The 15302-nt window shown below is 52.9% G+C and carries 10 protein-coding genes and 1 tRNA gene; 7 read left to right on the top strand and 4 right to left on the bottom strand.

What is annotated here, in order from left to right:
* Positions 1 to 14: 14 nt before the first annotated feature.
* The 3 genes from PSR63_RS07080 to PSR63_RS07070 form a co-directional block, all read right to left on the bottom strand.
* The gene (locus PSR63_RS07080; RefSeq protein WP_274331948.1) at positions 15 to 287 is read right to left on the bottom strand and encodes a hypothetical protein; all 273 of its coding nucleotides are present in this window, start codon (positions 285 to 287) and stop codon (positions 15 to 17) included.
* On the bottom strand, positions 280 to 564 hold the full coding sequence (locus PSR63_RS07075; RefSeq protein WP_274331947.1) for a MerR family transcriptional regulator: 285 nt from the start codon (positions 562 to 564) through the stop codon (positions 280 to 282). Before PSR63_RS07075 ends, PSR63_RS07080 begins: the two co-directional genes overlap by 8 nt.
* A 318-nt stretch (positions 565 to 882) precedes the next feature.
* Positions 883 to 2814 (bottom strand): DUF5131 family protein, encoded by a 1932-nt coding sequence (locus tag PSR63_RS07070; RefSeq protein WP_274331946.1) that lies wholly within the window; start codon positions 2812 to 2814, stop codon positions 883 to 885.
* 182 nt (positions 2815 to 2996) lie between these two features.
* Here PSR63_RS07070 and PSR63_RS07065 point away from each other — a divergent pair, with 182 nt between their 5' ends.
* The 7 genes from PSR63_RS07065 (at position 2997) to PSR63_RS07035 (ending at position 15071) form a co-directional block, all read left to right on the top strand.
* Entirely contained in the window at positions 2997 to 3563 is a 567-nt protein-coding gene (locus PSR63_RS07065; protein ID WP_274331945.1) for a hypothetical protein, read from the top strand.
* Entirely contained in the window at positions 3564 to 4016 is a 453-nt protein-coding gene (locus PSR63_RS07060) for a hypothetical protein (protein ID WP_274331943.1), read from the top strand.
* A complete protein-coding gene (locus tag PSR63_RS07055) occupies positions 3964 to 5424 on the top strand; it encodes a recombinase family protein (RefSeq protein ID WP_274331941.1) in 1461 nt (486 codons plus the stop codon). Before PSR63_RS07060 ends, PSR63_RS07055 begins: the two co-directional genes overlap by 53 nt.
* A gap of 86 nt (positions 5425 to 5510) precedes the next feature.
* Complete coding sequence (locus PSR63_RS07050; RefSeq protein WP_274331939.1) at positions 5511 to 7010, top strand: recombinase family protein; 1500 nt, start codon at positions 5511 to 5513, stop codon at positions 7008 to 7010.
* Positions 7011 to 8343: 1333 nt separating this feature from the next.
* Positions 8344 to 9537: an efflux RND transporter periplasmic adaptor subunit gene (locus tag PSR63_RS07045; RefSeq protein ID WP_274331937.1), complete on the top strand. Its 1194-nt coding sequence runs from the start codon at positions 8344 to 8346 to the stop codon at positions 9535 to 9537.
* A 13-nt stretch (positions 9538 to 9550) separates the two neighbouring features.
* On the top strand, positions 9551 to 13012 hold the full coding sequence (locus tag PSR63_RS07040) for an efflux RND transporter permease subunit (RefSeq protein ID WP_274331935.1): 3462 nt from the start codon (positions 9551 to 9553) through the stop codon (positions 13010 to 13012).
* A gap of 403 nt (positions 13013 to 13415) precedes the next feature.
* Positions 13416 to 15071 carry an efflux transporter outer membrane subunit gene (locus PSR63_RS07035; RefSeq protein ID WP_274331933.1) on the top strand — a complete coding sequence of 552 codons (1656 nt, stop codon included), beginning with the start codon at positions 13416 to 13418 and terminating at the stop codon, positions 15069 to 15071.
* Between the two features lie 150 nt (positions 15072 to 15221).
* On the opposite strand, the gene PSR63_RS07030 is transcribed toward PSR63_RS07035, so the two are convergent.
* Positions 15222 to 15295 (bottom strand) — tRNA-Pro (locus PSR63_RS07030).
* Positions 15296 to 15302: the final 7 nt, after the last annotated feature.

Below are 15302 nucleotides of genomic sequence, written 5' to 3'. Positions count from 1 at the left end.
CATGACGTGCCGGATCACTCGTTATCCAATTCGATCACGTTCGTGGACTCCTTATCCTTGATATCCGTGATTTCCCAGTACATCGTGAACTTCTCACATCGAAGTTCTTCGTTCTCGTCCCAGTAAGCGTTCTGGTCGCAATCGTCTTCCCACGTAGTGGGCGACCATTCATACGCCATATTCTTGGCATTCTCTGCCGATGTAGCTTCAATATCCACTTCCATTTCAAGTGTGACATATTGTGTCACTCGGTACGTCTTCTTCGCTGTCTGCGGTAATTCAGTCACGTTCGTTTTCATTCTCTGTCCATTTCCCAGCCGTGGTCGGCTGTTGCTCGTTCTTGTGCAGCCCGGCGAAGTATTTCGCCAGCGACAGTACATCGTCGGTGGTGTAATACCTGCGGGGCAGTTCGTTGATTTGCACGGTCGGTGCTACGCACCGATCGTGTTTGACGTGATAGTCGATGACTTCTCGATTCACGCCAAGCTTGCGGGCTACTTCCACGACCGTGAACAGCCCACTTTCGTGTCGAAGTTCTTTTGGTGTTTTTACCGTGATGTGCATGTTGTTCTCCGTGGTCACTTCACTAGGTAAGTGCGCTCGATTTCAATTCCCTCACCCTTTTTCAGAATTTCTGAAAAAAATTAGACCAAGCGGAAAACGCAGTACGCATAGAACGCCACGCTTCGTGTTGGCGTTCTATGCGGGAGCCTCGACAGAAAAGTCGGTTGAAACACCTTCACTTTCCGTCACTACTCGGTGCCTAGCGATCTTCACCATGTCGGCATCAACATCGCAACCGATGAACCGTCGCTCCTCACCAACGAGTGCTGCGGCTACGAGTTGAATCTTCATAGAACGCCAAACACACTGTTTGGCGCTCTATGTGTCGCTCGCCTCTGGCCCTTCTTGATCAAACTGCCACACACAGTGGCTGCCAGGCCCCCAGCCGTTGCGGGAAGATCTGACGCCAAGGAACTCTTTGGCTCGCTCGACTGTCCTCCAAGCCAATCCAGATTCCGATGCAAGTGACTTGATCTTTTGCTGCTCGACCGGCCCTTCGGCTAAGACTTCGAGCAAGTATTCCTTGGCTTCTTCGAGTCTATTGTTGCCGTTCTTCGTTGACTTCAGAACATCTTCGGCGGTGTAATCCGAGAGTCCTCGCCATTCGACCCGAACCGAGCCGTTGTCGGCGGGAATCGGCTCGAAGAGGAGGCTGGGCGCAAGCGGTCCCAGGTTGCTCTTCGTGTGGCACATCACCCTCATGTCAGGATCGTCTGGTGCGTGCCCTACAAGGAAGCCTGAACGAGTTGCGGCGATCAATCCGATGCTGCCTACGCCCCGGTATAACGATTGTTTGCCGCCGCCCTTGTTCAAGTGCCTGACCATGATGATGGCGACGTTCGATCGCTCGGCGAATTCCTTCAGTTCCGTCATGGCTTGGCGGATGGGCTGCTCCCGGTTGGCGTTGCTGGTGAGAAATGCCATCACCGGATCGATGATGACGAGCCTCGCTCCTATTTCGTGGGCAGCGTCCTGTAAAAGACTGATGGCATCAGGAAGCGAAAGGCTAGGCCGCATCACGGCAGTCCTTTTCAGGTCCGCCCCTGCGGCTTCGAGCCGCAGGGGCACGGTCTTACGGATGCTCTCCTCAGCCAAAAGCAGTAGCACCCCGCCATCGATGCCGGGAGTTCCATCAGGCATCTCTTGACCGTTGGAGACTCTTGCCGCCAGATCGATCAGCATGCTGCTCTTGTTGGTGGCGGGATCACCATCGACCATCGTCAATTCGCCAAGTGGAATCCGGTGGTGCCACAGCCATTCAACCGGGCGAACGTCGATGTCAGAGGCAAGAATGTAAGACTCTTTGCGTAGCGTGGTGGATGGTGGCGGTTGATAGATGATCTCGACATCAACTTCTTCGTCGTATTCAGAGAAAGGAGTCTGACGCAGGTGCAGGTCGCTGGGCCACTCGTTCCATTCGCCTCCGTGGGAATCTTTCAATTTGAGCGGAGTTCCTTCCTCGACGGGGCTCGCACCAAGTTGCTTGAGAAAGAACGGAACACCAGCCGTCGCACACTCGTCACGTAGCCGTCTGGCCCAATCGCATTGAAAGGATTTCGGATCACATCCCTGCTCTGATTCGCCGCCGACGATGACCCAAGCGATCATGTCGAGTTGCTCGGCAAGGCTGACTTCCTCCCAAAGCGGCTCGACACTCAAGAACCGTGTGGTTTCTTCGTGCCCCACTTCGACAAGATCCGCTACCCGGCTCAACGTGGCTTTGGAGGTCACCGAAGTGCCGATCCAGATGTTCTCAGGAAGTTGAAGATCGTGTTCTTCCTGAAGCCAGTTGGAGAACGACGCAAGTCGATTCGGCCGTTTCGTAAGCCACAACCATCTATGCCGCTGACCCTTATCGGATAACGCAGCGTCTACTATCTCCGACTTCAGAAATTCGAATGGGACTTCGCCGCCAGGAAGCGGCTCATTCTGTTCATTGATCGCACCGGTCTCGCTAAGTGCATCTCCCATGTCGGACACAAAGATGAGTCGAGGAAGGCCATTGAGCCAAGGTTTCGTCGCACGCTCTCTACCAGTTAGGTCACTCCAGGCAGCGGCTTTCTTCAACCGGCCAGGGAAAAGCTTTGGCCTCAAGAATTCTGGTGAGAAGCCAGGATTCTTGCTGAGCCGCTTGTGCAGTGCCCCGGCGTAACAGGTCTTTCGGCTTTTTGTCCAGAGTTCGCAACCAGCGCAACCCATGACAGGATTCACCGTGCTATCGCACCACTGGATTGCCGTGGACTGAGCCATTTTTCCTAAACCCTCTTCTATGGATGAAAACAGGGGCAAAAGCAGATTCTGCCCCGACTTCTCAGCACATAATTGCGGCAGTTGTCAAATTTGTCAACCATTATCATTGACAAAAGTGGCTTTTGCCCATATTGTGACCGCAGTTATTGAGTGATCCATGTAAGGGCGGAAAGGACAGTCAAATGAGCCAGATGACAAGCGAGCCTGACAGTCGGCGTCAGACCTTCATGCAGAACCTGAATCAGTTGCTCGAAGTTGCACGGATGAACAGAAAAGAGTCCGCCGAGACGATCGGGGTGCCTTACAAGTGGCTACGTCGCATGGTGTCTACAGGGCTGGTTCGGAGTGACGAACGCAACCTGGCGGACCTCCAAAAGGTGACAACTTTCTTCGCCGTTCCCGAACTGGACGATCTCTGGCGTCCACATCTGGTCTGCTGGCTGGTCGAATCGGATTCTGGAGAAGCGTTCTGGGACAAATTCGAAAAGAACTTGTTCTCAATTTGGTCAGAACTCGAACAAGCTCTGCGTGCGATCGACCAGCAACTTCTGCGAACGCTTCGTTGGCATTGCCGGGAGCGAAGCGTGTCCGATGACGCTATTGCTTTTCATCCCTCATCCGATGTCGTGAGCGATGAAGAGAAGGTGCAACAGATTTTGGCATCCGACAAGGCGGATCACTTCAAGGACTTCATCAATGTCTACTACGAGGCGATAACGTCATCGATCGAACAATCGAAAACGGCATAGTTGGCGATTCGTCCGCAAAGGGTGATTACGAAAGGATGGAAGATGAAAAGACGAAAAAGGGAGATCTCTCGTCGAACTAAACCGGTGGGGGCGGAATTATTTGACGCCTCGGAAGAGATGCAGATGCACTTCTCACGGTGCTTCCGATTCTCGACGGTTGATTTGGACGCAAAACAGAACCAAGCGACCGTCCTGGATCAGGTTTCGATACCGCCAGGAACATCGGATTGGATCACAGACGAACTTATCCGAAACACGATCGAAACGTGGCAGCCGTATTCGGAGCAGGAAGTTGATTCCGAAACTGCCGCCGCAATTCTAATCAACGTGGGTGAACTGCTTGACTTACCGATGGAGCAGGCACTCAACAACAACTCAAGGCAAGGCAAGGAGATTTATCATGAAGCGGTATTTAGCGCTGGCACGGGTCAGCAGTCGAGAGCAAGAGCGTGAAGGATTCTCGCTCGACATCCAGATCGATGGATTGCAGCGATATGCAGAACAAAACAACGGTGAAATTATCCGCATGTTTCGCATCGCAGAAACTGCTACGAAGAGCGATGAACGTAAAGTATTCGGGGAATTGCTTGCTTACGCCAAGAAGCATGCCGATCTGATCGACGCTGTCCTTTTCTACAAAGTGGACCGAGCGGCCAGAAACCTCAAAGACTTCATTGCGTTGGAGGAACTCGAAAGCGATTACGACATTTCATTCATCTCGGTGACCCAAGCTACGGACAACACTCCTTCTGGGCGGATGATGCGACGTACTTTAGCCAACATGGCGGCCTTTTACACCGAACAGCAGTCGCTTGATGTTCGTGAGGGTTTGGCACGTCGTGTCGAGAGCGGATTGTTCGTGAGCAGAGCGCCCTTCGGCTATCGTAATGTGCGAGAACAGGGCCGTGGCCTGATCGAAACCGACTGGGAGAATGCTGCGAAAGTCCAACGCATCTTTGAATTGTATGCGTTCGATTACGTGTCTGGCGAAGACATTCCAGAGCGACTTGAAGATGAGGGAGTCGTCTGGATTACATCCAAGCCGAAGTTCAGCGTTTCCAAGGTGTACTCGATTCTCGCCGATCGCTCCTACATTGGTGAGGTGAAATTCCGAGGGAAGTGGCACCCAGGCACGCATGAGTCACTTGTGGATTGCGAAACTTGGGCAAGAGCACAAGTCTTGCTCGGCCGGAAGAGCTATCGCTCGCATTCCATGACCTACGCCGGGAATCTCATCAAGTGCGGCTATTGTGATCGTCCCATCAGCGGTGAAATCAAAACGAAGCAGACTCGATCCGGCGAGGCTCGTTACGCCTATTATCGCTGCGCTCGCTACACACGACCGGGACACCCAAGGGTTCGTGTTCGGGAAGAGCAGCTTGACTTCCAGGTAGGGCTGATACTCGCACGCCTGCATTCATGGTTTGAAATTGCTGTCCCCCAATGGGTGCGTAAAATCGCCGAGGCAAAAGCGGAGGTCGAGACGACGGAGGTCAATGCTCGGATGAAGGAACTGAAACGCCAGATGTCACTGGCTGGCACTCAACAGGAACAGTTACTGAACCTTCGCATTGAGGGAGAGATCTCTAAAGATGACTTCGTGGCGAAGAAGTCGGAGATTGAAAAACGAGTGAAGTTACTTCGAGAGGCGATCAGCGAGTTTGAAGCTCAACAACGTGAGCCCTTGGAACAGAGCCTGCGTGCTCATCGAGTCTTCGGGAAGCTGGGACAACTCTGGAACGACAGTGACTTCACCTTCAAGCGGCGAGTCCTCGAACTCCTTTTTGACGGCTTCGTTCTTCACGGAACACGGCTGGTGCCAAGGTACAGGACACCGTTAGAACTATTTCTCACGGAATAGTGCTTTGTCGTTGCAGATAACCATTCCAGAGAGAAAATGGACTTCGTCGATTGGCGAAGTCTTTTTTCGTTAGGGATGGCTTGAAGATGGATTCAAAGAAGCGATATGTGGCGCTGGCTCGGGTTAGCAGCAGAGAACAAGAGCGTGAGGGGTTCTCGCTTGATGTCCAGGTCGATGCCTTGCTTCAGTACGCCGATCGAAACAACGGCGAGATCATCCGGCTCTTCCGAATCGCTGAGACGGCCTCCAAGTTCGATGAACGCACCGCATTCAAGGAACTGATGGCGTTCGCCAAAAAGAACGCTCAGAGACTCGATGGGCTGTTGTTCTACAAAGTGGACCGTGCCGCTCGAAATCTCTTTGACTACGTCGAACTGGAGCGACTGGAGTCAGAGTTTGGCGTACGATTCATCTCGGTAGCTCAGCCGACAGAGAACACGCCAGCAGGCCGAATGCAGCGTCGGATGTTGGCGAGTATGGCGAGTTTCTACACGGAGCAGCAATCTCTTGATGTGAAGGAAGGGCTCGAACGTCGGGTTGCCAGTGGCCTCTTTCCAACGAGACCGCCGTACGGTTATCGCAACGTGCGTATCGATGGCCGCAGCATCGTCGAACTTCACCCAGAGAACGCCGTCAAGATTCGGCGCATCTTTGAATTGTACGGTTACCACAACCACACGCTGGACATGTTGGTCGAAACGCTTCGGAATGAAGGCATCGAGTGGCTCCCATCCGTGCCCCGATTTGGACGGAGCAAGCTCTACACGATTCTGAACGACCGATCCTACATCGGTGACATCAAGTTCCGAGGCCGATGGTATCCCGGCACCCATACGCCGATCATAGAGAGGCGGCTCTGGAATCGTGTGCAGGCACTCCTGGGCCACAAGGTTTACAAGCAGCACCAGATGACCTACGCCAGCGACCTGATCAAGTGTGGGCACTGTGGTTCGCCGATCACGGGTGAGCGGAAGACAAAGATGACCAAGAGCGGGGAGCGAGAGTACATGTACTATCGCTGCTCCCAGTATCACAAGGGCGACCACCCTCGCATCCGACTTACCGAGAAGGAACTCGATGCGCAGATGCTTGTGATCTTCGATTCGCTTCGAGTTGAAGATGACGACTTCCGTGAACTCATTCGTGAAGAACTTCGGCAGGCCACGAACTGGGACGAGCGAGCTTCAGCAAGAAAGGCCAAGCAACTTCAAGAGGATCTGGTGCAGGTACGGGATCAGCAGAACCGTCTGCTGAACCTGCGGATGCTTGAAGAGATCGATGCGGATACCTTCGCTTCGAAGAGCCAAGAACTGCGGGACCGTGAAGAAGAGTTGAAACTCGAAATCGACGTTGCCGATCGAGGACGGCACGAAATCATCGATATTGCGGTCAAAGCGTTTGAACTTTCACAAAGCCTGAGAGAGAAGTGGCTTACGGCAGATTACGATGCCAAACGTCGTCTGCTCGAAATCATCTGTTTGAACTGGACGCTCGATGACGTAAGTCTCGTCCCCACAATGAGAAAGCCCTTCGACCTGTTGGTCAAAGGGCTTGTTTCGAAAGATAGTCGGGGTGACACGATTTGAACGTGCGACCTCTGCGTAGCGAATGATTTCGAGGCTGGGTATGGGGGATTTGTGGTGATATAAGTTGTAATTTGGAAATGACTTAGGTGTTGAATTTGGAGATGCCTTTTCGAAGCTAATAAGAGACTTTCGGAGATACACCCGGGGACAAATCTGGGGCGAAAGTTTTCTAAAACCTAAGTGGCTCAACATGTCATTTGATGGCTCGAGTTTACGCAATATCTACCAGAGCCAATGTGGTGAATTTGTTTCACCGGGAACACCCAGCACACCCTTTTTTTGGCATGGACACCAACTGCTCTTAGAGCTGAAAGATGTCTCGAAACCAATCGGGGCGTTCCGCCTGATATCATCTGCCGGAGAAACTACCAGTCCACTTTGTCTTGCGGAGAACAATCATCATCTCGGGTGAATACTTTCAACTTTCCCATCTTCTACTGCACAACCCGTTGCTGGCCTGTTCAGGCTTTTTCTCGTAGGATTGCGGGCATGCACATGGCCGTTAAGGGGGAAATCCGTAACAATAGCCAGAGATTTGGCCTGACTTGCAATAAATAGGAGTGGAAACTACTATTTCCTAAGTGTTTCGGGTCGATTCGACGATTCAAATACAGCTCTTTGCTACATCAGCGAGTCTTTCGTGATTGGTTTTGGTTCACAGATTGGAACACCTCGAAAGTCGGCAATATCCGATTTGTGGGGTTCTGTGTCCATTGCGAAAACCTCTGAAAGTCACGCAACTGGACAGTGCTCTTTATGGCGAGTCTGGCTGGTTGTTCTTTACGCGGTGTTGATGATTGGTGGCCTTTCTCAGGTCCATCATTTTCCCAATGGCAAGCCTAGCCACCCGCACTCGACCGATTCGGAATGTGCCGAGTTGTCAGAATGCGAGAGTGAAGTCATGGCAGAAATCGCCTTTCTGGCGACGACTCCGGATCTGTTGATGCCTTACATCGAGGTTCCAGCCGCTCCGCTCGACATTCAACCCTCCCCATCTTTTACGAATCGTCCTGCAGCAAGATTTCTCCTTCGAGGGCCCCCTGTCGCCTAGTGCGTCAGTGATTTAATTCGGTCTCCCTTACTGCTAAAGACCAGCAGTCTGACGAGGCCAACGCTTTCTCAAGCCCCCTCATTGCCCCCCCAGTCCCAGTAGCTTCGCGACGATTGTGCTGCTAGTGCTCTGATGTCATGTCATCTGCGCGCAGCACATGCGTGGCCCCGCCATAGGACTGCTTGGGAAAGACTGAGAATCCCCCAGCGACCATTCGCCCCCCCCACATCCGGCCAACAGGGTCCCGATCATTCTCTCAATTTCGAGGTATCAGATAGTTCTATGAAATCTACAACAACCGCGGCCCTATTGCTGATGTTGTTTTCGCTCGTGATCACTGGTTGCGAATCGATGGCAGAATCGCACGAAGAGCATCACGAAACGGCACACTCCGAGCCACATGAAGACTCACACGGCGATGCTCATGGTGACTCTCACGAAGGTGGGCACCACGCTGTGCATAAGATTGTGGTCACCACTCCTGTCAGGAAGGATGTGATCAGCACACAGAGATACGTCAGCCAGATCCATTCCTGCAAACATATTGAAGTTCGCGCACTTGAAGGTGGTTACCTGGAAGAAGTTCGGATCAATGAAGGCGAGATGGTCAAGAAAGGGGACCTGATGTTTAAGATCGTCCCGACGCTTTACCAGGCCCGTTTGGATTCGGAAATCGCCGAGGCAAACCGAATGGAAATTGAGCTGAAAAACGCTCAAAACCTGTTGGACAAAAACATCATCTCGCAGCCGGAATTGGCCATCAAACAGGCAGAACTTGCCAAGGTGAAAGCCAAGGTGGCGCTCGCTGAAGCCGAGTTGAATTTCACCAACGTTAAGGCTCCTTTTGATGGCATCGTGGACCGACAGTTGGTTCAGCTAGGAAGCCTGGTCGAAGAAGGTGAGGTCCTGACGACGTTTTCCGATAACGGCGTGATGTGGGTGTACTTCAATGTGCCGGAAGCTCGCTACCTGGAATACAAACGACAACTTGACCTGGATAAGGCGGCCGGCAACGGCGAAGTGCACCTGCAAGTCGAGTTGAAACTCGCCAACGGAGAGATCTTCGATCAGCCTGGCAAGATTGGTGCGATCGAAGCGGACTTCGACAACACGACCGGCAACATTGCTTTCCGAGCTGACTTCCCAAATCCGACCGGTCTGCTTCGTAACGGCCAGACCGGTACCGTGCTTATCCATCGCACGCTGAAGGACGTGGTTGTTATTCCGCAGCGGGCAACGTACGAGATCTTGGCCAAACGCTACGCCTACGTGGTCGACCAAGACAATATCGTTCGTCAACGGGATATCGAAATTCAAAGTGAACAAGACGATATCTTCGTCATTAAAGAGGGACTCAAAGAAGGAGATAAGATCATTCTCGAGGGCATCCGACAGGTGCGTGACGGTGACCACATCGAGTACGAATTCCGGTCACCGGAAGAAGTGCTTGGCAACTTGAAATACCACGCCGAATAAGGAGACCCTCATAATGTTTACTAAGTTCTTACATCGGCCAGCATTGGCCATCGTGATCTCACTGCTCATCTTGTTTATGGGCGGTTTGGCGATCTTCTCACTTCCAATTTCACAGTTTCCGTCGGTGGCTCCGCCGAGTGTGCGAGTGTCGGTCTCCTACCCGGGGGCAAGCGCCAAGATCTTGATCGATTCGACGATGGTGATTTTGGAACAATCCATCAACGGCGTGCCCAACATGCGCTACATGATGGGCGACGCTACCAGTGCCGGTGAAGGGACGATCCAGATTGTCTTCGAGCCGGGAACCGATCCCAACGTCGCGGTGATGAACGTGAACAATCGCGTCAACATGGTGATGAACCAGCTTCCGCCAATTGTTCAACGTGAAGGCGTTATCGTCATGCAAAACATGCCGAGCATGTTGATGTACGTGAACGTCTACAGTAACGACCCCAATCTCGACCAAAACTTCCTCTACAACTATGCCACGGTCAACGTGCTTAACGAGATCAAGCGTATTCCCGGTGTGGGGCAGGCCTCCATTCTTGGTAACCGATCCTACGCGATGCGTATCGAATTGGATCTCGACCGAATGCGGGCTTACAACGTCGATGCCGAAGACGTCATGAAAGCTCTGGACGAGCAATCGATGATTGGTTCACCGGGGCGTCTGGGGCAGGCAACAGGGCAGACCTCGCAAACGCTCGAGTATGTTCTGACTTGGGTGGGACGTTACAAAACGGAGGAAGAGTATGAAAAGATTATCCTTCGTTCGACCGAGGAGGGGGAAATCCTTCGCCTGGGTGACGTTGCTCATGTGTGGCTGGGCTCCTCGTTCTACGATCTTTACTCCGATATCGATGGTTTACCGTCGGCGGCTATCGTGCTCAAACAAACGCCTGGCTCGAACGCCGCGGATGTGATTGAACAAGTGAAGGACAAGATCGAAGAGATCAAAAAGGAGTCGTTTCCCCCAGGGATGGACTATGCAGTGACCTACGACGTGTCGCACTTTCTCGACGCATCGATTGAAAAGGTTCTGCATACCCTGTTTGAAGCATTCATCCTTGTGTCGTTGGTCGTGTTCCTCTTCCTAGGAGACTTCCGCAGCACGCTGATTCCTACCTTGGCAGTCCCGGTTTCGCTGATCGGAACGTTCTTCTTCATGATGATGTTCGGCATGTCGATCAACCTGATCACACTGTTCGCCTTGGTGCTTGCCATTGGTGTTGTGGTGGACGATGCGATCGTGGTGGTGGAAGCGGTGCATGAGAAAATGCACGCTAAACACCTGGGGCCCTACCAGGCGACCATGGAGGTCGTGCATGAAATCAGCGGGGCGATCATCGCGATTACGCTGGTCATGACCGCCGTGTTCATTCCCGTTACGTTCATGACGGGTCCGGTAGGTGTCTTCTATCGCCAGTTTGCCCTGACGATGGCCATGTCCATCATTCTGTCAGGTGTGGTGGCTCTGACGTTGACGCCTGTGCTGTGTGCGATGATCCTGAAACCGATTCATCGTAAAGGTCGCCAACGTGGCCTGGCTGGCATGACCAACCGTGTACTCAAGACGATTGCGGGACGCTATGCATTTGTCCTGCGAGCATTGTTAGCGATTGTTCTAGGGCTTGCCACCGGCTACGGAATCTACGAGCTCTTGCACATCGAGATTGTGCATGAGGTGATCTCGGAGCAGTTAGAACTAACACCAACCCGAATGGTCGTCATCGGCTGCGTCATGGCCGTACTCGCGATGTTCTCGTTTCGTGCTGCTCTCTCTGGTAGCGAACCCGATGAGCAAAAGAAGCGAGGGCCCATTGGTATCTTCGTTCACATATTCGACCGAGCCGTCGAACAAGTGACCAAAGTCTACGTTGGTATCGTCGGCCTAATCGTTACACGTCGTATTCTTACGATGCTGATCATCGGTGTCTTTAGCTATGGTATTCTCGTAGTGAACGATGTCTTGCCGACCGGATTTATTCCATTGGAAGACCAGGGGATGATTTACGGTATTGTCCAGACGCCACCTGGTTCGACACTGGAGTACACCAACAAGAAGTGCCACGAGCTGCAGGCCATCTGCAAGGAAATGGACGAGATCGTCTCGGTTTCGTCCATTGCCGGATACGAAGTGCTTACAGAGGGTCGTGGATCCAATGCCGGTACCTGTATCATCAACTTGAAGCCTTGGGCGGATCGCGAGCTCACCTCGAAGCAGATCATCGAGGAACTTGAAAAGCGAGGCACCGATATCGCCAACGTCAAACTGGAGTTCTTCGAGCCGCCAGCCGTTCCCGGATTCGGTGCCGCAGGCGGGTTCTCGGTGAACCTGTTAGACAAGACGAACAGCGGAGACTACCAGGCTCTTGGCGAAGAGACAGACAAGTTCATGGCGGCGCTGGAGCAACGCAAGGAACTGAAAGGGCTCTTCACCTTCTTCGCTGCCAACTATCCGCAGTATGAGATCGTGATCGACAATGATGTGGCCATGCAGAAGGGCGTTTCTATCCGCGACGCCTTAGACAATCTCTCGATTGTCGTGGGTAGCACCTGGGAACAAGGTTTTGTTCGCTTTGGTCAGTTCTACAAGGTCTATGTCCAAGCCGCCCCCGAGTTCCGACGGTATCCGGAAGACTTGGACAATATGTACGTCAAGAACGAAGAAGGCGAAATGGTCCCATATTCTGCGTTCATGCGGATCGAGAAGAAGCAGGGCCTTAACGAAATCAGCCGCTATAACTTGTATCCGACTGCCCCAATTCAGGGTGCCCCGGCTGCAGGCTACAGTAGTGGTGAAGCAATCGCGGCGATTAAGGAAGTCGCTGCGGAAACCCTACCTCATGGTTTCGGCATCGACTGGCGCGGCCTCGCCTACGACGAAGCGAACTCAGGCAACACGGCAGTTTATATCTTCCTGATCGTCGTGGTGTTCGTTTACATGGTGCTGGTTGGGCAATACGAGAGTTTCCTCCTGCCGCTGGCGGTAATTGTCTCGTTGCCGATCGGGATCTTTGGCTCGTTCCTCTTCCTCAAATCAATGGGATTGGCCAACGATGTGTACGCTCAGATTGGCTTGGTGATGCTGGTCGGCCTGTTGGGCAAGAACGCGATTCTGATTATCGAGTTCGCCGTACAGCGTCGCCATGAAGGACTAAGCATCAAAGATGCGGCCATCGAAGGAAGCAAGTTGCGTTTCCGCCCGATTATGATGACGTCGTTCGCGTTTATCGCGGGTCTGATTCCCTTGGTACGTGCGACGGGGCCGGGTGCGATTGGAAATCGAACCATCGGTACAACGGCCGTGGGTGGGATGCTCTTAGGGACCTTAATCGGTGTTTTCGTGATCCCCGGTCTATATTACCTATTCGCTAAGATTTCGGACGGTAAGAAGCTCATCCGCGATGAGCATGACGACCCGCTCAGCGAGATCTTCGAGCGGACCGACAACACCGAGCACCACGGCTTCTGATCGCCTGTAACGGAGATCCCGAAATAGCTCGCTTTAGACTTGCCTCGCTGCCGAGATTCTCTCGCCAGCGAGGCTTTTTTGTGCACAAATTCAAGCGTTTGTCACCAATTTGCGAATCAGCGATGATCTGTTCTGCCTACGTGAATCACATCGCTGGTGAAAAGCTGGGTAACTTGGCAGTGATTAGGTGCAGAGGAAGTTGAATATCTGGTTTGTGTTAGATATACCGCCGATACGAACTGTGTTGGTTGTATCTATGCACGACTCATGTCGATTCCTTGAGGATCCACACTCGGTACAGCGGGCCTGCGATTGCTCGTACTGCGGCTAAGATCAATTGACACGAACCCCACACTTTCCTATTTGAGAATGCGAATTGGCATGATGCCACAAAGGCTCACTGATGAGACCGTACTCCGCTTACGCGCATGGGGCACAACTCGGGTTTAACCGTTTGAGTGTTGCAGCGCTACTTGCTTGTTTTGCACTGCTGCCGGTCGCAGGATGTGGGATCCCTGAATATTGCTGCGTTGATCCCAATCCTTACGTGCCTGGGGATTTTGGCGTCGAGTCGAACTCGGTGAATGTCGCCCAGGTCGGCGTGTACGACTTCTTCAATGATCCAGACTTGGCGCAGTTGATCGCCGAGGGCTTGGCTTCCAACCAGGAGCTGAAGATTCGGAACCAAGAGGTGCAACTTGCACTGAATGAGATCACGGCTCGTCGCGGTGCCTATCTCCCCTTTGTCAGTGTCAGTGCTGACGGTGGATTTGAACGAACCAGTAAGTGGACGCCGCTTGGTGCCGCCGAGGATCAACTCTTCACTCCCACAGGTGGCGAGTTCTCCGATCCCTTGCCCAATGTGCGTCTATCCGCGAATCTGTTCTGGCGAGTCGACATCTGGCGAGAACTTCGCAATGCCCGAGATGCTGCCGCACAGCGTTACGCCGAAGCAGTCGAGGTCCGAGACTACTACGTGACTCGCTTGGTTGCCGAGATAGCAGAAAACTACTACGAGTTGGCCGCGTACGACCAACGGCTTGTCTATCTCAATCAGACGATCGAAATTCAGAAACAGAGTATCGAAGTTGCCAAAGCACAGAAGGAGGCGGCTCGAGGTACCGAGTTGGCGGTCCAGCGTTTCGTGGCGGAAGTTCGCAAGAACGAAAGCCAACGCTTGATCGTGCAGCAGGACATCATCGAAGCCGAGAACAAAATCAACTTTCTCTTGGGCCGCTATCCCCAACCGGTGCAGCGTGGCGCATGGGAATTCATCCAACTCGACTCTCGAATGCTCGGCGTAGGAATCCCGGCTGAATTGCTGCAAAACCGACGCGACATCCGCGCTGCGGAACGCGAATTGGCCGCTTCTGGTCTTGATGTCCTCGTGGCAAGAGCTCAGTTCTTCCCAAGCTTCGATATCCGGGCCAACATTGGTTACGAAGCTTTCAACCCGCGTTACCTGTTTGATCCAGGAGCACTCATTGCCAGCACGGCCGGCGAGCTTGTTGCTCCTCTGATCAACAAGAAAGCCATTCAAGCAGAGTACCGCAGTGCCAACGCAAGACAGATCCAAGCGGTATACGACTACCAACGCACTGTCTTAATCGCCTACACAGAAGTCGTGAATCAGGTCAGCAAGGCAAACAACTATGGCAAGAGTGTTGAACTCAAGAAGAGCCAGGTTGCGGCCTTGGAGGAGTCGGTTGACGTCGCGACGAACTTGTTTCAAAACGCACGTTCCGAGTACGTCGATGTGTTGTTCTCGCAGCGTGATCTGCTCGAAGCACGAGTCGATATGATCGAAACCAAGCAGCAGCAACTCTCCGCAATCGTCAAAGCCTACCAGGCACTCGGCGGTGGCTACCTGTTAACGAGCTCAGGGCTGACCTATAAAGACATCCGCTGCCTCGAAACGCCTTACCTGCCAGGCGAAGTCATTGACGTTCCAGTCATGGACACAAGAGAAGACAACAACGGAGCCCAAGAAGAAAACCTTCCTCCACTCCCAAGCGAGGCGAGTTTGTCACCAACCTCACTCGACTCAATTGAACGCTAGACCGATGACCGTCCGTGACTTGACGTTCGTCTAGGGGCACACGAACTTGGTCGCGCTTTTTGAAAAGTGGTCTTGCCAATCGAGCCGGCGCTTGCCAGAAATGGCCAAAAGTAAAGCCTCGCAAGTCGTTGATTTGCAAGGCTTTACAAGTCGGGGTGACACGATTTGAACGTGCGACCTCTGCGTCCCGAACGCAGCGCTCTACCAGGCTGAGCCACACCCCGATGGTGG

Source organism: Bremerella sp. P1 (assembly GCF_028748185.1).
GTDB lineage: Bacteria > Planctomycetota > Planctomycetia > Pirellulales > Pirellulaceae > Bremerella.
This window is presented reverse-complemented; position numbering and strand designations above follow the sequence as displayed.